The 18,918-nt window shown below is 61.3% G+C and carries 19 protein-coding genes; 10 read left to right on the forward strand and 9 right to left on the reverse strand.

The window, feature by feature from the left end; genetic code table 11:
* The first annotated feature begins 189 nt into the window (after nt 1-189).
* Nucleotides 190-3,012, forward strand: a complete 2,823-nt coding sequence (gene gyrA, locus NE851_RS20895; protein WP_028756877.1) for a DNA gyrase subunit A — start codon at nt 190-192, stop codon at nt 3,010-3,012.
* 185 nt (nt 3,013-3,197) lie between these two features.
* On the opposite strand, the gene NE851_RS20900 is transcribed toward gyrA, so the two are convergent.
* The 3 genes from NE851_RS20900 to NE851_RS20910 form a co-directional block, all read right to left on the reverse strand.
* The gene (locus tag NE851_RS20900) at nt 3,198-3,332 is read right to left on the reverse strand and encodes a hypothetical protein (protein WP_018445350.1); all 135 of its coding nucleotides are present in this window, start codon (nt 3,330-3,332) and stop codon (nt 3,198-3,200) included.
* 36 nt (nt 3,333-3,368) lie between these two features.
* Nucleotides 3,369-3,524: a hypothetical protein gene (locus tag NE851_RS20905; protein WP_164735989.1), complete on the reverse strand. Its 156-nt coding sequence runs from the start codon at nt 3,522-3,524 to the stop codon at nt 3,369-3,371.
* A 142-nt stretch (nt 3,525-3,666) separates the two neighbouring features.
* On the reverse strand, nt 3,667-3,837 hold the full coding sequence (locus NE851_RS20910) for a hypothetical protein (protein WP_244604870.1): 171 nt from the start codon (nt 3,835-3,837) through the stop codon (nt 3,667-3,669).
* 253 nt (nt 3,838-4,090) lie between these two features.
* On the opposite strand from NE851_RS20910, the gene coaD reads away from it, so the two are divergent.
* The 5 genes from coaD (at nt 4,091) to tgt (ending at nt 8,037) form a co-directional block, all read left to right on the forward strand.
* Complete coding sequence (gene coaD, locus NE851_RS20915; RefSeq protein ID WP_003539657.1) at nt 4,091-4,585, forward strand: pantetheine-phosphate adenylyltransferase; 495 nt, start codon at nt 4,091-4,093, stop codon at nt 4,583-4,585.
* A gap of 58 nt (nt 4,586-4,643) precedes the next feature.
* On the forward strand, nt 4,644-5,216 hold the full coding sequence (locus NE851_RS20920) for a peptidylprolyl isomerase (protein WP_097544255.1): 573 nt from the start codon (nt 4,644-4,646) through the stop codon (nt 5,214-5,216).
* A gap of 28 nt (nt 5,217-5,244) precedes the next feature.
* The gene (locus NE851_RS20925; RefSeq protein ID WP_028756879.1) at nt 5,245-5,754 is read left to right on the forward strand and encodes a peptidylprolyl isomerase; all 510 of its coding nucleotides are present in this window, start codon (nt 5,245-5,247) and stop codon (nt 5,752-5,754) included.
* Between the two features lie 72 nt (nt 5,755-5,826).
* Entirely contained in the window at nt 5,827-6,906 is a 1,080-nt protein-coding gene (gene queA, locus NE851_RS20930; RefSeq protein ID WP_097544256.1) for a tRNA preQ1(34) S-adenosylmethionine ribosyltransferase-isomerase QueA, read from the forward strand.
* Complete coding sequence (tgt, locus tag NE851_RS20935) at nt 6,907-8,037, forward strand: tRNA guanosine(34) transglycosylase Tgt (RefSeq protein ID WP_097544257.1); 1,131 nt, start codon at nt 6,907-6,909, stop codon at nt 8,035-8,037.
* 70 nt (nt 8,038-8,107) lie between these two features.
* Here the strand turns inward: tgt and NE851_RS20940 are convergent, their stop codons facing one another.
* The 5 genes from NE851_RS20940 to NE851_RS20960 form a co-directional block, all read right to left on the reverse strand.
* The gene (locus tag NE851_RS20940; protein WP_047615141.1) at nt 8,108-8,536 is read right to left on the reverse strand and encodes a DUF4864 domain-containing protein; all 429 of its coding nucleotides are present in this window, start codon (nt 8,534-8,536) and stop codon (nt 8,108-8,110) included.
* A 179-nt stretch (nt 8,537-8,715) separates the two neighbouring features.
* The gene (fabF, locus tag NE851_RS20945; protein WP_047615144.1) at nt 8,716-9,981 is read right to left on the reverse strand and encodes a beta-ketoacyl-ACP synthase II; all 1,266 of its coding nucleotides are present in this window, start codon (nt 9,979-9,981) and stop codon (nt 8,716-8,718) included.
* A 12-nt stretch (nt 9,982-9,993) separates the two neighbouring features.
* Nucleotides 9,994-10,500: a winged helix-turn-helix transcriptional regulator gene (locus tag NE851_RS20950; protein ID WP_047615147.1), complete on the reverse strand. Its 507-nt coding sequence runs from the start codon at nt 10,498-10,500 to the stop codon at nt 9,994-9,996.
* Nucleotides 10,501-10,540: 40 nt separating this feature from the next.
* Nucleotides 10,541-10,834 (reverse strand): hypothetical protein, encoded by a 294-nt coding sequence (locus tag NE851_RS20955; RefSeq protein WP_097544259.1) that lies wholly within the window; start codon nt 10,832-10,834, stop codon nt 10,541-10,543.
* A 231-nt stretch (nt 10,835-11,065) separates the two neighbouring features.
* Complete coding sequence (locus NE851_RS20960; protein WP_047615148.1) at nt 11,066-13,189, reverse strand: calcium-binding protein; 2,124 nt, start codon at nt 13,187-13,189, stop codon at nt 11,066-11,068.
* Between the two features lie 261 nt (nt 13,190-13,450).
* Here NE851_RS20960 and NE851_RS20965 point away from each other — a divergent pair, with 261 nt between their 5' ends.
* Complete coding sequence (locus NE851_RS20965; protein ID WP_097544318.1) at nt 13,451-15,823, forward strand: alpha-amylase family glycosyl hydrolase; 2,373 nt, start codon at nt 13,451-13,453, stop codon at nt 15,821-15,823.
* Nucleotides 15,824-15,843: 20 nt separating this feature from the next.
* On the opposite strand, the gene NE851_RS20970 is transcribed toward NE851_RS20965, so the two are convergent.
* Nucleotides 15,844-16,032 carry a hypothetical protein gene (locus NE851_RS20970; RefSeq protein ID WP_047615152.1) on the reverse strand — a complete coding sequence of 63 codons (189 nt, stop codon included), beginning with the start codon at nt 16,030-16,032 and terminating at the stop codon, nt 15,844-15,846.
* A gap of 199 nt (nt 16,033-16,231) precedes the next feature.
* On the opposite strand from NE851_RS20970, the gene NE851_RS20975 reads away from it, so the two are divergent.
* From NE851_RS20975 to NE851_RS20985, 3 genes are all read left to right on the forward strand, one after another.
* Nucleotides 16,232-16,627: a hypothetical protein gene (locus NE851_RS20975; protein WP_097544261.1), complete on the forward strand. Its 396-nt coding sequence runs from the start codon at nt 16,232-16,234 to the stop codon at nt 16,625-16,627.
* A 215-nt stretch (nt 16,628-16,842) separates the two neighbouring features.
* Nucleotides 16,843-17,673, forward strand: coding sequence for a metallophosphoesterase family protein (locus NE851_RS20980; RefSeq protein ID WP_097544262.1), 831 nt, complete (start codon nt 16,843-16,845; stop codon nt 17,671-17,673).
* Entirely contained in the window at nt 17,670-18,917 is a 1,248-nt protein-coding gene (locus tag NE851_RS20985; RefSeq protein WP_097544263.1) for an ABC transporter ATP-binding protein, read from the forward strand. The genes NE851_RS20980 and NE851_RS20985 overlap by 4 nt, the downstream gene beginning before the upstream one ends.
* Nucleotide 18,918 lies beyond the last annotated feature (1 nt).

Raw genomic sequence — 18,918 nt, forward strand, 5'->3', positions numbered from 1 at the left:
CGGGGATTCCGATTTGGCAAATTTCCCGCGGCGGCCGGGGGCGGATTTGTCCGGTCCGGCCGCGCAACTTATATGTTTTACCCTCTTTAAGCCGCAAAAGCCTGTTCAAAACGCGCTGTGAAAATTGGCGTGGGAACAGGCTTTCCGCTATAAATCTTCAAGTGATTCTAGAAGAGATCGTGATCTGTTTTGACTGAGCAAACACCCCCCGGCGGCGGGAAGCTCCCGCCAGGCATCGAGCCCATCTCCATCATGGAGGAAATGCAGCGGTCGTATCTCGATTACGCCATGAGCGTCATCGTCAGCCGCGCGCTGCCCGACGTGCGCGACGGCCTGAAGCCCGTGCACCGGCGCATCCTCTACGGCATGTCCGAGCTCGGCATCGACTGGAACAAGAAATACGTCAAATGCGCCCGCGTCACCGGTGACGTGATGGGTAAATACCATCCGCACGGCAATACTGCGATCTATGATGCGCTCGCCCGCATGGCGCAGCCCTGGTCGCTGCGTCTGCCGCTGATCGACGGCCAGGGCAATTTCGGCTCGGTCGATGGCGATCCGCCGGCGGCTGAACGTTACACCGAATGCCGCCTCGAAAAGGCTGCCCATTCGCTGCTCGACGATCTCGACAAGGAAACCGTCGACTTCCGCGACAACTACGACGGCACGCTCTCCGAGCCGGTCGTGGTGCCCGCCAAGTTTCCGAACCTGCTCGTTAACGGCGCCGGTGGCATCGCTGTCGGCATGGCGACGAACATCCCGCCGCACAATCTCTCTGAAGTCATCGACGGCTGCATTGCGTTGATCGACGACCCGGCAATCGAGCTGCCGGAACTGATGCAGATCATCCCTGGCCCCGACTTCCCGACGGGTGCGAAGATCCTCGGCCGTGCCGGCATCCGCTCGGCTTACGAGACCGGCCGCGGCTCCGTCATCATGCGCGGCGTCGCCGCCATCGAGCCGATGCGCGGCGACCGCGAGCAGATCATCATCACCGAGATTCCCTATCAGGTGAACAAGGCGACGATGATCGAGAAGATGGCCGAATTGGTGCGCGACAAGCGCATCGAAGGCATCTCCGATCTGCGCGACGAATCCGACCGCCAGGGTTATCGCGTCGTCGTCGAGCTGAAGCGCGACGCCAATGCCGAGGTCATCCTCAACCAGCTCTATCGTTACACGCCGCTGCAGACGTCCTTCGGCTGCAACATGGTGGCGCTGAACGGCGGCAAGCCCGAGCAGCTGACGCTGCTCGATATGCTGCGCGCTTTCGTCTCCTTCCGCGAAGAAGTCGTTAGCCGGAGAACGAAATTTCTGCTGCGCAAGGCGCGCGACCGCGCCCATGTGTTGGTCGGTCTCGCCATTGCCGTCGCCAATATCGACGAGGTCATCCGCGTCATCCGCCAGGCGCCCGATCCGCAGTCGGCCCGCGAAGAGCTGATGACCCGCCGCTGGCCGGCGGCAGATGTCGAAAGCCTGATCCGTCTGATCGACGATCCACGCCATCGCATCAACGACGACCTGACCTACAATCTCTCCGAGGAACAGGCCCGCGCCATCCTCGAACTGCGCCTTGCCCGCCTGACGGCCCTCGGCCGCGACGAAATCGGCGACGAACTCAACAAGATCGGCGACGAAATCAAGGATTACCTCGATATTCTTTCTTCGCGCGTCCGCATTCAGACCATCGTCAAGGATGAACTCACCGCCGTCCGCGACGAGTTCGGCACGCCGCGCCGCACCGAGATCGTAGATGGCGGCCTCGAAATGGACGACGAGGATCTGATCGCCCGCGAAGACATGGTCGTCACCGTCTCGCATCTCGGTTACATCAAGCGCGTGCCCCTGACCACCTACCGCGCCCAGCGCCGCGGCGGCAAGGGCCGCTCCGGCATGACCACCCGCGACGAGGATTTCGTTAGCCGGCTATTCGTAGTCAATACCCATACGCCGGTCCTGTTCTTCTCTTCGCGGGGCATCGTCTACAAGGAAAAGGTCTGGCGCCTGCCGATCGGCACGCCGACCTCGCGCGGCAAGGCGCTGATCAACATGCTGCCGCTCGCACCCGGCGAGCGCATCACCACCATCCTGCCCTTGCCCGAGGACGAGACGAGCTGGGACAATCTCGACGTCATGTTCTCGACGACGCGCGGCACGGTTCGCCGCAACAAGCTGTCGGACTTCGTCCAGGTCAACCGCAACGGCAAGATCGCCATGAAGCTCGAGGAGGAGGGCGACGAAATCCTCTCCGTCGAGACCTGCACGGATCAGGATGACGTGCTGCTGACGACGGCGCTCGGTCAGTGCATCCGCTTCTCCGTCGACGACGTCCGCGTCTTTGCCGGCCGCAACTCGATCGGTGTGCGCGGCATCAATCTCGGCGATGGCGACCGCATCATCTCGATGACCATCGTCGGTCATGTCGATGCCGAGCCGTGGGAGCGTGCTGCCTATCTCAAGCGTTCCGCCACCGAGCGTCGGGCGACGGGCGTGGATGAAGAGGATATTGCGCTGGTTGGCGAAGAAGTCACCGAAGAGGGGCAGCTTTCCGACGAGCGTTATGAAGAGCTGAAGGCACGCGAGCAGTTCGTGTTGACGGTCTCGGAAAAAGGCTTCGGCAAGCGTTCGTCCTCCTACGATTTCCGCATCTCCGGCCGCGGCGGCAAGGGCATCCGCGCCACCGACACGTCGAAAACCGGCGAGATCGGCGAACAGGTCGCGGCCTTCCCTGTTGATGACGGCGACCAGATCATGCTGGTCTCCGATCGTGGCCAACTGATCCGCGTGCCGGTCGGCGGCATCCGCATCGCCAGCCGCGCCACCAAGGGCGTCACCATCTTCTCCACCGCCAAGGACGAGAAGGTTGTTTCGGTCGAGCGCATCAGCGAGCCGGAGGAAGACGAGACGGAAGAGGCTGTCGAGGTCGCCGAAGGCGCCCCTGCGACCGATGAAGGCGCCACCGATCAAGGCCCGGTTGCCGATGGCGATCCGGCCGCGCCTGCCGGGGAATGATCACATGAAGGGGGCGGCTTCGAGCCGCCCTTTTCTTTTCAAGCCGCCCATTTTTTCTCAAGCCCGGGGATGGCTCAGATCACACCCAAAGAAAAAGCCGGATGCTGGGTGCATCCGGCTTTGAATGGCCCCGGCGACGGAAGGGTGCCGCTCGAGGGTGGGAAGTGGGTGGTCAGAGAGGAAGGTCAGAATGCTCTATGTTTTTCGTTCAGAGCTTTCACCTCTTCGCCTTCACGCCGAAGCGCTGAGATCGTCGAGGCCACGGACACGATGAACATCACGCTGATGAGGGCGGTGAGCACTGTCAAGATCGTGAACATAGGCATTCCTTTCCTGGGGAGTTGCGTTCTCGCCCCTCAGTACTGGCCCAGCACGGCCGTCCGGGCCGAAGCATAGGGACCATAAACCTTGGACGTATCGACCTTCTGATCATAGAGAGCGACAGTTGCGGTCAGCATGCCCGTGACCATTACCATCCAGAGCAGGTTAATCATCGTAATCTTACCGGGCATCTTTAGTCCTTCCTGCCGCGCTGATCGCATCTATGGGGTCGGTTGAATGAACGCATCCGTTTGAAAATGGTTCCGCGGATGTTGAGGGGGTGTTTACCAATGGCGATCTGAAGCCTCCTTGAATGTCTCGTTCATCTGGCGTTCAGATTCGAAGCCCGTTTTCGCGCAGCCGGCCTTGGGCGCGCACGATCGCCGCATGTTCGGCAAGCTCCGGCCGTACCCAGCTCACCTCATATCGATCGGCGAAATAGCCATAGGCCATCTCGGCGGCGAGGGAGGAAACGACGGCAAGTGCAACAAGCACGATCAGCATGGACTTGGTCTTTCAGGAAGCGCCGGATGCCGGAATGGCATCGGCTGAATTTGATGATCCGAGTAAAGCAGATCCTGTCTGAAACGGCCTTGAACGGACCATTCATCCGCCGTTCAACCGCCTGCCAATTCAAAATGATAGAACGTCCTTGGCGTGTCCGGATGGACGCGCGGCACTCTCGCCGGACCTGCCCAAATCACTTGCGGCAGAGCGGCATCCGTGACAAAAGGCGTCAAATCAACGGTCTGGTCACATGACGACAGCTTTCTATCCGGGGTCTTTCGACCCGATCACCAATGGGCATGTGGATGTTCTGGTCCAGGCGCTGAACGTCGCCGAAAAGGTGATCGTCGCGATCGGCATCCATCCCGGCAAGGCGCCGCTCTTCTCCTTCGAAGAGAGAGCCGAGCTGATCCGCCGTTCGCTGGCTGAAGCGCTGCCCGGCAAGACCGGTGACATCACCGTCGTCGCCTTCGACAATCTGGTCGTCGATGCCGCCCGCACCCATGGCGCAACACTGTTGATCCGCGGTCTTCGCGACGGCACCGACCTTGATTACGAAATGCAGATGGCCGGAATGAACCGGACGATGGCGCCCGATATCCAGACCATCTTTTTGCCGGCGGGCACGGCCTCGCGGCCCATAACCGCCACATTGGTCCGCCAGATCGCCGCCATGGGCGGCGATGTCAGCGCTTTCGTGCCGGCCGCCGTCTTGCAAGCCCTCACATCCAAGCGCCCAAACTAGTAAGAACAAAGACTAGCAAGCGCAAAGACCAGGCGGAACCCGCCGCAATGGAGCTCATATGAAACTCTTTTATCTCGCATTTGCCGGCGTGCTTTATCTCGCCTCCTTCGCCGGCGATGCCTTCGCCCAGTCGGCCGATCACTATCTCACCATCCAGCTGACGAACGGCCCCGTCGTCATTCAGTTGATGCCTGAGGTGGCGCCGAAGCATGTCGCCCAGATCGAAGCACTGACAAAGAAGGGCGAATACGACAACGTCGCTTTCCACCGCGTCATCGACGGTTTCATGGCTCAGACCGGCGACGTCAAATACGGCAATATGGAAAAGGGCTTCGATGCGAGCCTCGCCGGCACCGGCTCTTCCGATCTGCCTGACATTCCGGCCGAATTCTCCAAGACCCCGTTCGTGCGCGGCACGGTCGGCATGGCCCGTTCGCAGGATCCGAATTCCGCCAATTCGCAGTTCTTCATTATGTTCGCCGACGGCTCCTTCCTGAACGGCCAGTACACCGTCGTCGGCAAGGTCGTTTCCGGCATGGAGAACGTCGATAAGATCAAGCGCGGTGAAGGCCAGAACGGCGAAGTCAAAAGTCCCGACCGGATGATCAAGGTCACCCTGGGCAAGAAGTAAGTTACGAGAGAAACAAGAGGAGAAGGCAATGGCCGAGATCAAGGATCCCGAAAACACCATCATTCTGGAAACCACCAAGGGCAAGGTTGTCATTCAGCTTTTGCCGCAGGTCGCCCCGGAACATGTCGCCCGCATTAAGGAACTCGCCCGCGAGAAGGCCTATGACGGCGTCGTCTTTCACCGCGTCATCCAGGATTTCATGGCCCAGACGGGCGATGTCGAATTCGGCAAGAAGGGCTCGGAAACCTTCAATCCCAGCCGCGCCGGCATGGGCGGCTCCTCCAAGCCGGATCTGAAGGCAGAATTCTCGGCAACCACCCATACGCGCGGCACCTGCTCGATGGCCCGTTCGCAGAACCCGAACTCGGCCAACTCTCAGTTCTTCATCTGCTTTACCGACGCGCCGTGGCTGAACAAGCAGTATTCCGTCTGGGGCCAGGTCATCGAGGGCATGGACAACGTCGACAAGATCAAGCGCGGCGAGCCGGTTTCCGATCCGGACTCGATCGTCTCCATGCGGGTTGCCGCCGACGTCTGATTGTGATTTCTGCTGAAACCCGCCCTTGCGCGAAAGCGTGGGGCGGGTTTCGCTTTGCCTGAAAGTGCCCTGATGCGCGTAGACCTTTTCGACTTCGACCTGCCCGATGAACGCATCGCGTTGCGGCCCGCCGAGCCGCGCGACAGCGCGCGGCTGCTCGTCGTCGATCCGAATGCGGAAAATATCCGGGATTATCGCGTCGGCGATCTGCCGTCCTTCCTGCAGGCAGGCGATGCGCTCGTCTTTAACGACACCAAGGTCATTCCGGCCCAGCTTGAAGGCATTCGCCATCGCGAGGGTGCGGGCGGCCAGCAGGTATCGGCGACGCTGCACATGCGTATCGGCGCCAACAAATGGAAGGCCTTCGCCAAGCCCGGCAAGCGCATCAAGGAGGGCGACCGCATCGCCTTCGGCCATAGCGGCGAAAGCTGCATGATCGGCTCGCTCGACGCCACCGTCGAGGAAAAGGGCGAGGCAGGCGAAGTGACACTGGCCTTCGATCTCTCCGGCCCCGCACTGGACGAAGCGATTGCCAGCGTCGGTCACATTCCTCTGCCGCCCTATATCGCCGCCAAGCGGCCGGAGGATGAACGCGACCGCGCCGACTATCAGACCATCTATGCGCGGGAGGAGGGCGCTGTCGCAGCCCCCACGGCCGGCCTGCATTTTACACCCGCTTTGTTCGAGGCGCTCGACAAGGCCGGTATCGAACGCCATTTCGTGACGCTGCATGTCGGCGCCGGCACTTTTCTGCCCGTCAAGGCCGATGATACCGCCGATCACAAAATGCATCTCGAAAGCGGCTATGTCGGCGCCGAAACCGCCGCCCGGCTGAACGCCGTCAAGCAAAGAGGGGGACGCATCATTTGCGTCGGCACCACCTCACTGCGGCTGATCGAGAGCGCGACGCAAGATAGTGGCGAAATCCGCGCCTGGAGCGGCGCCACCGGCATTTTCATCACGCCGGGTTACCGCTTCAAGGCCGTCGATATGCTGATGACCAATTTCCACCTGCCGCGCTCGACACTCTTCATGCTGGTCTCGGCCTTTTCAGGCCTCGACACCATGCGCGCCGCCTATGACCACGCCATCCAGACGGGCTACCGCTTCTATTCCTATGGCGATGCCAGCCTTCTCTTCCGGAAAGATTAGATGACCGACCACTTCCAATTCACGCTTGACAAAACCGATGCCGGCGCCCGCCTCGGCAAGATCTCCATGCCGCGCGGCGAAATCCGCACGCCGGCCTTCATGCCGGTCGGCACCGTCGGCACGGTTAAAGCCATGTATCTCGATCAGGTGCGCGAGACCGGCGCCGACATCATCCTCGGCAATACCTATCACCTGATGCTGCGCCCGACGGCCGAGCGTGTCGCCCGCCTTGGCGGCCTGCATAAGCTCATTCGCTGGGAACATCCGATCCTGACGGACTCCGGCGGTTTCCAGGTCATGTCGCTGTCCGGCCTGCGCAAGCTCGACGAACAGGGCGTCACCTTCAAGTCGCATGTAGACGGCAGCCTGCACCATATGTCGCCGGAGCGCTCCATCGAAATCCAGGGGCTGCTCGGCTCCGACATCCAGATGCAGCTTGACGAATGTGTGGCGCTGCCGGCCGAGCCGAAGGAGATCGAGCGCGCCATGGAGATGTCGCTGCGCTGGGCCGAACGCTGCAGGGTGGCCTTCGGCGAGCAACCTGGCAAGGCGATGTTCGGCATCGTTCAAGGCGGCGACATCCCGGCGCTGCGTATCCGTTCGGCCGAGGCATTGAGCCAACTCGACCTCAAGGGCTATGCCATCGGCGGCCTCGCTGTCGGCGAGCCGCAGGATGTCATGCTGCAGATGCTGGAAACGACGCTGCCGGTCCTTCCTCTGGAAAAGCCGCGTTACCTCATGGGTGTCGGCACGCCGGATGATATTCTGAAATCGGTTGCGCGCGGCATCGACATGTTCGACTGCGTCATGCCCACTCGCTCCGGCCGCCATGGCCTGGCCTTTACCCGCCGCGGCAAGGTCAACATCCGCAATGCCCGCCATGCCGAGGATATGCGCCCGCTCGACGAACAGTCGAATTGTCCGGCCTCACGCGATTATTCGCGTGCCTATCTGCACCATCTCGTCCGCTCCAACGAGGCGCTCGGCGGCATGCTGCTCTCCTGGAACAATCTCGCCTATTACCAGGAACTGATGCAGGGCATCCGCAAGGCGATCGCCGAAGGCCGCTTCGCCGATTTCATGGCGGAAACGCAGGAGGAATGGGCAAGAGGCGATCTCCAGCCCGTGTGATCCCGATCAAACCTGTTTGATCCCGATCGAACCTGTTTGATCCAATCCAACGAGGTTGGATCGATCGGGATCAAATACCCTTGCTGTCCGCATCTGGGATGATCTGCACGCCGTTGATCCGGTAGCTGCCATCCGGCTGGCGGGTGATCTGGTAGATCGCCGTCCAGTCTTTGCCATCGCGGCCTGAAATCAGCACTTCGTGATAGATCAGCGCGCCGTTGTCGATCGAGCGGCTGCGGCCGAAGGCGTAGTTGCCGGGATGATAGACCGGCTCGTAGCTCTTCTTCACCATGGCGAAGAACAGATTCTTGTCGGGATACATCGCCCGGATGCCGGGAGCGGCGAAGGAATAGGCGGTCTCGGCATCGTCCTTGAGGAAGGCCTTGATCTGTTCCTCGATCATCGTCCGCGTCGTGTCGATCGGGTCTTCGGCGCGGGCCGAGACGATGGAGAGGAGGGACGCGGCACACAGAATAAGAACTGCGAAGAAGGCGCGCATGGGTTATCTCCAGCTCTATCGGAGAATAATCCCCGATAGAGCAGAAGTGTAGGCGATTTCCAAAGCAATGCCAGCAAAAGTGCGCAGCGGTTTGCGTCCGGAATTGCGTAAAACAAAAAATGAGAGCGGTTCTGTGCTTCCATGAAAACTGAACCGGCCTACCGCAAGCAAAACAGACTTTACGACCAGCGCCGGAAGAGGGCGCTGGCGTTCACTCCACCGAAGCCGAAACCATTGGTGATCGCATAGTCCATGGTGAGCGGCCGCGCCGTCTTGCCGACGATATCGATGCCGTCGGCGGCCGGATCAGCCTCATCCAGGTTGCGGGTCGGCGGCGCGATCTGGTCGCGCAGCGCCAGGATGGTGAAGATCGCCTCCAGCCCGCCGGCAGCCCCGAGCAGGTGGCCGGTCGCCGATTTCGTCGCGCTGACGGCAATGCCGCCATTGCGGCCGAAGACCGTGCCGATCGCGGCGATCTCGCCCCTGTCACCGACGGGTGTCGAGGTCGCATGCGCGTTCAGGTGTTTGACGTCGGAAGCGGAAATCTTCGCTTGGCAGAGCGCCGCCTCCATCGCCCGCCGCGCACCGTCGCCGTCTTCAGGGCCTGAGGTCATATGGTAGGCGTCCGCCGCCGTGCCGTAGCCGACGAGTTCGGCGAGCGGTGTGGCGCCGCGGGCAAGTGCGTGCTCCAACGTTTCGATGACCAGAATGCCGGCGCCTTCGCCCATGATGAAACCGTCGCGCGCCGTGTCGAAGGGCCGCGACGCCAGCTCCGGCGTTTCGTTGAAGCCGGTGGAAAGGGCGCGTGCGGCGGCAAAGCCGCCGAGGCTCACCTTGTCGATACAGGCCTCGGCGCCACCGCAAATCGCCACATCCGCCTCGCCGGAGCGGATCAGCCGCGCCGCATCGCCGATTGCCTGGACGCTGGCGGCGCACGCCGTCACCGGAGCGCCGAGCGGCCCCTTGAAGCCGTAGCGGATGCTGACCTGGCCGGCGGCGAGGTTGACGAGGAAGGAGGGCACGGTGAAGGGCGACAGGCGTCGGACGCCGCGCGTCTCGCCGATCCGTACTGCTTCGGCGATCGCCGGAAAGCCGCCGACGCCCGACGCGATGATGGTCGCGGTGCGTTCACGCTCGCCTTCGTCGGTCGGCATCCAGCCGGCCTGCTTGACCGCTTCCTCCGTCGCCGCCATGGCGAAATGGATGAAGCGGTCCATCTTCTTCTGGTCCTTGGGCGGGATGTATCGGTCGGGATCGAAGCCGGCTTGCGCATCCTCGGTTATGCCGGGAACGATACCGCCGACCTTGGCCGCGAGCTCGCCGACGATGTCTTCCGCCAATACCCGCAGCCCCGAACTGCCGTCGAGAAGGCGTTTCCAGGCGGGCTCGACGCCGGTGCCGAGTGGCGAGACAAGCCCCATGCCGGTGACAACGATGCGGTCCATTCTGTTCTCCTTCTATGCGTCGATGCCGAGATACCAGGCGCGCATGCGGGCGATCCGCGCGTGCACCTCGTCATCGGCGGCGGGGCCTGCAAGCAGGCTGGTATTTTCGGGTGTCACCTGTTCGCCGGTGCGCGCATCGACCAGCACGGTCTCGCGCTCTTTGCCGGAAGCGGCATCGCCCAAGAGAAAGGCGAGGTCCTCCTCCGGAATGTGCCGGCTTCCCCAGGAAAACAGCGTCATCAGGACGGGAAAGAAATCACGGCCCTTTTCCGTCAGCCGATATTCGTAGCGGGCAGGGCGCTGCTGGTAGAGCCGCCGTTCAAACAGGTCCTGATCCGTCAGGTGTTTCAGCCGCCGTGCCAGGATGTTCGGCGCCACGCCGAGGCTCTTCTGGAATTCGTCGAAGCGCGACAGTCCTTGGAAGGCGTCGCGCAGGATCAAGATGCTCCACCAGTCACCGACGCTGTCGAGCGCGCGTGCCGCCGGGCATTTGAAATCGCTGAAGCTTGTTCGCTGCATGGCGATGTCACTACATTAGTGACTATCATAATGCAAGTTACTATCGGGACTCGCGCTCGAAAATCCGGGCGAGCACGATGCCGGTGACGAGCATGCCGACTGCCACGAAGATCGTGTCGCCTAGCGAGCCGATATAAAGCGGCCCGATATTGGCAAAGAGCAGGAAGGCGATGAGGAAATTGACCCAGCCCCAGACGACATTGGCTGTCGGCGAACCGAGCTTTGCGAATGGAGTGCGGAAGGGCCGGCCGCTGACGCCGTTGACGAAATGCGGGATGCCATTGGTCAGAAAGGCCGCGGCGATGAAATGGGCGATATAGGCGATCCAGGGCAAAGGCTTCTCCGGTGCTGCGAGTGGCATTGACGGAGGAATGTGGCCGGGAATGTTATGCCGGCAAGAGGAGGCTAAGCATGTCGCACAAAAGCGTGCAGCGGTTTTTGCGGCAACGACATGCGTAAAAACCAAGAGCTAAAGCGCGAGGCGCGACGTTGAAAGATCGCGACGCGCTTTAGAAACATAAGTGGTGCCGCAGCCCGCCGCCGAATAGCGACGGACCTGGCCGGGTCAGATCAGCATGAAATCCTTGAATTGAAGCGCCGGGGAATTGTCGAGATCGGCCACATGGATTGCCGCACCCGCGGCACTTCCATCCGCATCAAAGGATAGAATGCCGCTGGTCTGGTCGTAGATCAGTCTATCGTCAGCTTCGAGTGCTTTGGTGCCGACGACGAAATTCTCATCCGAAAATCTCGATAGGCTGAGTGCGGCGAAAATCGAATGGTCGAGTAGCAGCTTGTCGCCGGCCGCCGAGGAGAAATCCCGGATCTTGTCGATGCTCACATTGTCGGGCTTAACGTCGAAAACGAAGGAATCGGCCCCTCCGCCGCCGGTCAGAATGTCTGCGCCGGCTTTGCCGATCAGCTTGTCGTTGCCGAGTCCGCCGCTCATCTGGTCGGCCCCCTTGCCGCCGTTGAGACTGTTGCTGCCGTCGTTGCCGGTCAGCACGTTGGACGTGTTGTTGCCCGTCGCGCTGAGATTGGCCGTTCCGGTCAAGGCAAGGTTTTCGATCGTTCCCGATGTATGCGCCTGATCGACCAGGCTGAAGGAGATTGCCGACCGGACGCTGTCCTTGCCGGATCCACTGGCTTCATCGGCAAAGTCGCCTTTATTGTCGATCACATAGGTGTCGTTGCCGCCGTGCCCCGACATGCGGTCGGCACCAGTGCTTCCGTCAAGAATATTGTTGCCGGAATTGCCGGTGAGAACATTCGCCAGGCCATTCCCGGTGCCGTTCAGATTGGCGGTGCCGGTCAGTGTCAGATTCTCGATGTTTCCGATCGTATGCGCCGTATCCTTGAGGCTGAAGCTGATCGACGACATGACGGTATCCGTCCCGCCGCCCCGGCTTTCGTCGACGATTTGAGCAGAGTTGCTGACGGTGAATATGTCGTTGCCGGTGCCGCCATAGATATGGTTGGGTGCCGGCGGCGTGCTGGTGGTGCCGCCTTCGATGTCGATGATTACGGGATGATCGACGACATTAACCGTCAGGGACGAGACGTTGCTGAGGCTTTTGATCGCCGTCGTCCCGGTCAGCGGGTCGAAGACCTTCACGGAGCCGAAGGCGGCGCCGAGATTGACTTTGACGGCTGTATTTGCAGCCTGAATGGCCGTATCGGTGGACTGGTTCCAGATATCGGGCTCGTTCCAGAGGATGATCTGATAGCTTCCGTCCGATTTTTCCGTGAGCAGGCTGCGGGCCGAGGACGGCAGGCCGTCGATCGAATAGTTGAGCGCTCCGGCGCTGAAGCTCGCCTTCTGAGCGCCGTCATCCGCAAGGATTTCGGTCAGATTGTGGATCGCCGTCGCAGCCGGCTTGGCCGAATAGTCGAGATGAAAGAGGCCGAAATGCTTTTCCTGATTGGTGCCCTGCGGATCGGTATAGGCGTCCAGCAATTCGTAGATGAACGTGTTTTTCGATCCGAGTGCCGCGCCGTCCATCAGCGTATTGAGCAGGAGCTTTGCCTGCGTCGCTTCGTTGACGCCTTCCCAGCCGCCATTGGTGTCGGCGGTCAGCGACGTATGGTAACCGGTCTCGGTGATCGCAAGCGGCTTGCCCGGATCGGCAGCGCGCTGAACGCCGGATTCTCGGGAAAGCCATGAATATGGCTGGTCGCCATCCTTCGCATAGGTGTGGATCGTCGTGTAGTCGGACGCGGAAGCGACCGTATATCCGGTAAAGCTGAGGACCGGGATGTCCTTCAGCAACGGATCGGCGTTGACGGCGGCAGACAGGTCCCTCTGATAGGCGACCGCTGCGGCCTGGCCGCTCAGGCCGTGATAGCTGACCGGCCAGTTATTGACTTCGTTCGGGCCTTCGATGCCGACGACCGATCCGGGATGGGCCTGCACGAAATCATGCAGCCGCTGGACCACGGTGGCGGGGTCGACTTCCCGCTGCGCGCTGAAGACGAATTGCACGCCGGCCTTGGCCGCGTCGCCGAGATGCGTTTGGCCGTTGGGATCGGAAGCGGAGTTGGGGGCGTGATCGCGGACTGTATCAAGGCCAAGATAGTCGAGTGCTTTAACAACTTCTCCGACATTGGAATATTTTCCGTCGGTGTAGTCGATATGCGTATCAATTCCAAAGGAGCGAATAATATCGTTTATTCTAACGGCTTGAGCCATAAGTTATTCTCCCGGTTTACGAGGGAATTGGCGATGGGAATGAATCCCCATTTGTTGAAACCAATTCGATTTAATACACGAGGAGGGTCGTGCGGCGATGACTCGTTATCCATGATATATTGTCCCGAATGTGGCTCGCTTCGGATTGTATTTATTATGAAATCTGCGCTTGCATTTTTTCGTCCGGCCGGTTGATCATGCCCGAGTGGGACGGCCCATAGGCAGAGTCCGGTGAAATCCGACATGGTTTTGGAGGATCCGATGACCGTCGATGTTCAATTCCGGTTTCGCAGCGGCTTGCCATCGATGGCGTTCGGCGATGTCCGTCTCTGCGGCAGTTGGGACGAGCAAGGCCGCGTCTCGCATGAGTGGACATCTGTTTCGATGCGGCCTTCCCGTGATGAGGATGGTTATGATGTCTTCGTCGCCGATGTATCGTTTCCCGACGCCGGGATCGGCACGCATTTCCGCTGGGGGGTCGAGCTGGATCGGCCTGATGCTTCCGGCCTATGGGCGATCGCCGCCGAATTGGACGACGAGGTCTCGACGCGTCGCGAACGCTCCTTCGACCTCCACCCGGACCTGGCGCCGCAGACCTATTATCTGACGTGGATCGGCCGTCTGGGGGCGAATCGAACTGAGCGGCGCAACAGTGCCGACGGCATTCGCTTCGCGGTCTGGGCGCCGAACGCCAGGGCGGTTTCGCTTGTCCTGGCCGATCCGGCCATCGGCTACATCGCCGACGACGGCACCGGTGCAGTCGCAACCATCGCGATGCGCAAGACCGTCGACGGCTTCTGGACCGTCGAAACCGGCGATGATGACGGCCTTGCCGATTTCGACGGCATGGTCGCCACCCCCTATATGTACCGCATCACGAAGGATGACGGATCGCTCGTCTACCGCACGGATATCTGGTCGCTCATGCAGATCGGCGCGGGGGACTTCGATCCGGATGGGGCGGTCTATCACGGATCGCCGGCGTCATTGGACGGACCGCAGAGCTGTTCGGTCGTCTGCGACCCGAAGCGGGTGGTACTGCCATCGGGAGAGGAGCTTACCGCCGAGGCCTTCTGGGCCGACGAATTCGCCGGCGGCCAAAAGATTCCCGATCGGCTCGAGGATCTGGTGATCTATGAACTGCATGTCGGCGCCCTCGGTTTCGGCAAGCCCGCGCCCGGTACGCTCGATGATGCCGTCGCCTTCGTCGAACATCTCGCAGCGCTCGGCGTCAACGCGGTGGAACTGCTGCCGATTGCGGAATTCGAGACCCGGGCCAACTGGGGCTACGGCACCTCGCATTTCTTTGCCGCCGATCAAGGGGCCGGCGGCACCGACCGGCTGAAGATGTTCATCAAGACCTGCCACCAGCGCGGCATCGCCGTCATCCTCGATGTCTGTTACAACCACTTCGATCCGGATGGCGAGCGGGCGCAATGGGCCTATGATTCCAACGATCACACCCGCAATATCTACTATTGGTACGAGGGACGGCCCGGCGATTACGCCGATCCCACGGGCGGCTACATCGACAACATCTCGACGGGATGGGCGCCGCGCTTCCATGAGGAAGCCGTGCGCCAGCTTTTCATCTCCAGCGCCGCCTTTTTCGTCTCCGTCTGCCATATCGATGGTTTCCGGCTCGATCAGACGAGTTCGATCCATCAATATCCGGTTCTGCATGCCGATGGCCGGCGCGCCGATCGGGCCGCCGCCTTCGGCGCCAAATTCCTGAAGCAATGGACCCGCACGATGCGGCTCATCAAGCCGCAGCTTTTCCTGACGGCCGAGGATTATTCGGACTGGTCGGCGATGACCGAGCCAAGCCTGACCGGCGACGGGCTCGGCTTCGATGCGACCTGGTATGGTGACTTTCATCACAATCTCGTCGAATATCACGGCGGTGCGCAGGCGCAGCTGTTGAAGAATGCCGGCTTCGGGGACCAGCGGGCGCTGACCATGTCGTCTCTTGCCGGCGCTTTGCAGACAAGCGCGCACTCCAAGGTAGTCTATAACCAGTCGCACGACGATTGCGGCAATCGTGAAGGATCGGCGCGAACCGCTGTGATCGCGGTCAATTTCGCGCCTGTTGTCGGTGAGACCAGGACGTGGGCGGAGGCGAGATCGAGGTTCGCGGCGGCGATGACGCTGCTATCGCCGGGGACGCCGATGTTTTTCATGGGCGAGGAAATCGGTGCCCTGAAGCCCTATCGCTACAATGATTTCCTCGCCAACCGGGAGAATATTCTCGGCGCAGCCGATGGCCACGGGGCAGGGATGATCAGCTGCTATCGCGATCTGATAGCGCTCAGTGTCGGAGAGGCAGCCATTCGCTCGCGCAACATCGCCATTCCCCTGGTTCACGACGAAAATCGGGTGATCGCCTTTCATCGCTGGAACGACGGCGAGGATTTCCTCGTCGTGGGCTCGCTGAACGATGCTCCCTTCGAACACGGCTACCGGTTGCACAGCGACCGCTTGGGAGATGACCTCTGGGAGGAGGTCTTCAACAGCGATTCTCGCAGATATGGCGGCTGGAACGTCGGCAACGGCGGCGGAAGGCTCCGAGCCACGGCGGGAGTGCTCGATCCCGTGCTGCCGGCGTCAGGCGTTCTGGTCTTTCGCAGGCTGTGACAAGTGCACGCCGGCAACGGTCAAGCAAAGCCGAGCGGCAGATTTTCCAGTTTCCTGTCATTGCCGTAGTCGCGCTCATGCGGCGAGCGACGACGGCCGTCGCGGCGAACGGAAAGATCGATCCGGTTTTCGGCGAAGATCCCATCGGGCCAGGTGCCGGTGTCATGGCAATCGGCGTCGATTTTGGGGGCAAGGATTTTCAGGATCATTGGGGTTCCTCCACGGCGCGGCATCAACACTCGGAAAGGCCGCTTCGTTCCATTTATAAAACCCGAATTATTAATAAATTAACCATAATCGCCAGGCGAGAACCAGTCATCGCCTGACGTTGACCTGACGTTGAAATGATTGGCCCATGGAACTCCGGATGTTGATCGCCGTTGATGTCAATGAACACAGGAGGTTCCGATGCAGTTGATCGATACGCGAGTGACACAGGCCGGCGACATCTTCACCGTCGAATTCTTGGGCGAAGGCGGAGAATCGATTTCCGTCAAAATCGACAACTCCCATGGCGAGCTTGATGATGCGACGGCGGTCGACCACGCCAAGGTCATGATGGTTCAGCTGACCAGCTTTGCCGGCAGCGAGCCGGACGGCAGCATCAACCGTTACGATGCCTTGAGCAACGGCAATTTTGACGAAGGCAGCAAGGGTCTGATCGGCCAGCCGAGCGCGCGTTCGGCTGGGGACAGCGAGACGCTGGAGGAGGAGTTGAACGAGGGCCTTGAAGACAGCTTCCCTGCAAGCGACCCTGTCTCGGCAACGGTATCGTCCATCCCAGCCAACGCACCACGGCATTGATTTCACCGCAATCTCAATCCCAAATGCTGGCCAAGGCTGCCCCGGTTCCTGCGGGCAGCTTTTTCTTGCATGACAAATTGATGTCAAAACTGAAAAACAGCTGAAAACAGCAGATGTCTGATTGACATGGGAGCCTTCTAGAGAGGGCCCGAGAAGGAAGCGCGGGTGACGCGCTTCCGACGTCTCGGAGATGCGCCCATGAAGATGATTCAGACATGAAAATCATTCAGATCACCGACACCCATTTCAGTCCCGACAAGCCGCATTTCAACGGCAACTGGGCGCCGCTTCTGAGCTGGATCGAAGAGACCGGCGCCGACCTGATCGTCCATACCGGCGATCTCACCGTCGACGGCGCCGACAAGGACGCCGACATCACCTTCTCGATGGACCTGATGCGCCAGGTGTCGATCCCGATGCTGATCGTCCCCGGTAATCACGATGTCGGCCATCTCCAAGGATCGGACCAGCCGGTCAATGCCGAGCGGCTCGCCCGCTGGCGCAGCCTTGCTGGCCCCGACCGCTGGCTGGAGGATGCGGCCGGCTGGCGTTTCATCGGCTTGAACGCGCTGCTTCTCGGCCATGAGGATGACGAGGAGGAGGCCCAGTTCGAATGGCTCGATCAGGCGCTTTCCGACAGGGCAGGGCGGCGCGTGGCGCTGTTTGCGCACAAGCCGCTGTTCGTCGATGCGCCCGACGAGGGCGATACCGGCTATTGGAGCGTTCGCCCGGTCCAGCGTCGGCGGCTCTATGATCTCATCGCTTCCCATGACGTGGCACTGTTTGCGAGCGGCCATCTCCACTGGGCTTGGCAGGGGCGCTTTAACAACACCCAGCTGACATGGGGTCCGTCGGCCGCCTTCATCATCGACAAGATGGAGCGGGAGATGCCGGGTGAACGTCTGATCGGCGCCGTCATCCATGAGTTCGATACTTCAGTCGAAAGCACGATTGTCGCCGTTCCCGGCATGACCGCCCATGTGCTCGACGACGTCGTGCATGAGGTGTATCCCCAGGCGGTCAAGCAGCGGGAACCGGTCGAATGAGCGCGCTCTCGCTTCGCGGCATCACCAAGGCTTTCGCCGGCAACCAGATCCTCGATGGCGTCAGCCTGGATATTGCGGCCGGCGAATTCATCGCGCTAGTCGGCCCCTCCGGCTGCGGCAAGAGCACGCTGCTGCGCGTTCTGGCCGGCCTCGACCATGCCGACCGCGGCGAGATCCTGATCGGCGGGCGCGACATGTCCGGCGTCGCAGCCGCCGACCGCAACATCGCCATGGTCTTTCAGTCCTACGCGCTCTATCCACATCTGACGGCGTCTGAGAATATCGCCGTGCCTCTGGCGATGCGCCGGCTGTCGAGGATGCAGCGGCTGCCCTTCATCGGCTCGCTGATGCCCGGCCAGCGCGCCACCCGCGTGAAGATCGCCCGCGACGTCAGGGAGATGGCGACGTCGCTGAAGATCGACCACCTTCTCGACCGCAAGCCCGGCCAGATGTCCGGCGGCCAGCGTCAGCGCGTGGCGCTTGCCCGCGCCATGGTGCGCCAGCCGAACATCTTCCTGATGGACGAGCCGCTGTCCAACCTCGACGCCAATCTGCGCGTCCACGCCCGCGGCGAGATCGTCGACCTGCATCGCCGAGCCGGCGTGCCGACGCTCTATGTCACCCACGATCAGGCGGAAGCGCTGTCGATGGCCGACCGTGTCGCTGTGATGATGGGCGGAAAATTGCTGCAGATAGCAAGCCCCGAAGTCATCTACGACGATCCCGCCCATATCGAAGTCGCCCGCTTCATCGGCCAGCCGCGCATCAATCTGCTGCCGGCCTTTGCCGAAGGCGGCGTCATTCTCTGCGGCGGCCTGCGGCTTATGCTCGACAATGCGCCGGACAGGAAGATGCCGGTCACGATCGCCATTCGCCCCGAATTCGTCTTTCTGTCCAGGAGCCGGCATGATGGACTTGCCGCCCGGATCGAACGCGTCGAATTCCTGGGCTCCGAAGTCATCCTCCATTGCCGGCTCGAAGCGATCAGCGAGACCATCATCGCCAAGGTTCAACCGTCCGAAGCCGCAGGCCTTGCCGCCGGTGATGCCGTCGGGCTGCGGCTCTCGCCCGGCCGGACGCTGATCTTTGCCGAGGATGGCAGCCGGCTGGCCGGCAGCGTTGCCACGGGTGATGCCGGGCTCACCGCAGGTGATGCCGGGCTCGGCTCTGCCGATGCCGGGCTCGGCTCCGCCGATGCCGGGCTGATGGCGGGCCACTCTCAATGGGAGAGGGCGCATGGCTAGC

It is taken from the genome of Rhizobium anhuiense bv. trifolii (genome assembly GCF_024346605.1).
Lineage (GTDB): Bacteria > Pseudomonadota > Alphaproteobacteria > Rhizobiales > Rhizobiaceae > Rhizobium > Rhizobium anhuiense.

Coding starts and splice junctions, on each gene's coding strand:
- NE851_RS20900 (WP_018445350.1), bottom strand. CDS start 3,332: ATGTTCACGATCTTGACAGTGCTCACCGCCCTCATCAGCGTGATGTTC.
- NE851_RS20905 (WP_164735989.1), bottom strand. CDS start 3,524: ATGCCCGGTAAGATTACGATGATTAACCTGCTCTGGATGGTAATGGTC.
- NE851_RS20910 (WP_244604870.1), bottom strand. CDS start 3,837: ATGCTGATCGTGCTTGTTGCACTTGCCGTCGTTTCCTCCCTCGCCGCC.
- coaD (WP_003539657.1), top strand. CDS start 4,091: ATGACGACAGCTTTCTATCCGGGGTCTTTCGACCCGATCACCAATGGG.
- NE851_RS20920 (WP_097544255.1), top strand. CDS start 4,644: ATGAAACTCTTTTATCTCGCATTTGCCGGCGTGCTTTATCTCGCCTCC.
- NE851_RS20925 (WP_028756879.1), top strand. CDS start 5,245: ATGGCCGAGATCAAGGATCCCGAAAACACCATCATTCTGGAAACCACC.
- queA (WP_097544256.1), top strand. CDS start 5,827: ATGCGCGTAGACCTTTTCGACTTCGACCTGCCCGATGAACGCATCGCG.
- tgt (WP_097544257.1), top strand. CDS start 6,907: ATGACCGACCACTTCCAATTCACGCTTGACAAAACCGATGCCGGCGCC.
- NE851_RS20940 (WP_047615141.1), bottom strand. CDS start 8,536: ATGCGCGCCTTCTTCGCAGTTCTTATTCTGTGTGCCGCGTCCCTCCTC.
- fabF (WP_047615144.1), bottom strand. CDS start 9,981: ATGGACCGCATCGTTGTCACCGGCATGGGGCTTGTCTCGCCACTCGGC.
- NE851_RS20950 (WP_047615147.1), bottom strand. CDS start 10,500: ATGCAGCGAACAAGCTTCAGCGATTTCAAATGCCCGGCGGCACGCGCG.
- NE851_RS20960 (WP_047615148.1), bottom strand. CDS start 13,189: ATGGCTCAAGCCGTTAGAATAAACGATATTATTCGCTCCTTTGGAATT.
- NE851_RS20965 (WP_097544318.1), top strand. CDS start 13,451: ATGACCGTCGATGTTCAATTCCGGTTTCGCAGCGGCTTGCCATCGATG.
- NE851_RS20970 (WP_047615152.1), bottom strand. CDS start 16,032: ATGATCCTGAAAATCCTTGCCCCCAAAATCGACGCCGATTGCCATGAC.
- NE851_RS20975 (WP_097544261.1), top strand. CDS start 16,232: ATGCAGTTGATCGATACGCGAGTGACACAGGCCGGCGACATCTTCACC.
- NE851_RS20980 (WP_097544262.1), top strand. CDS start 16,843: ATGAAAATCATTCAGATCACCGACACCCATTTCAGTCCCGACAAGCCG.
- NE851_RS20985 (WP_097544263.1), top strand. CDS start 17,670: ATGAGCGCGCTCTCGCTTCGCGGCATCACCAAGGCTTTCGCCGGCAAC.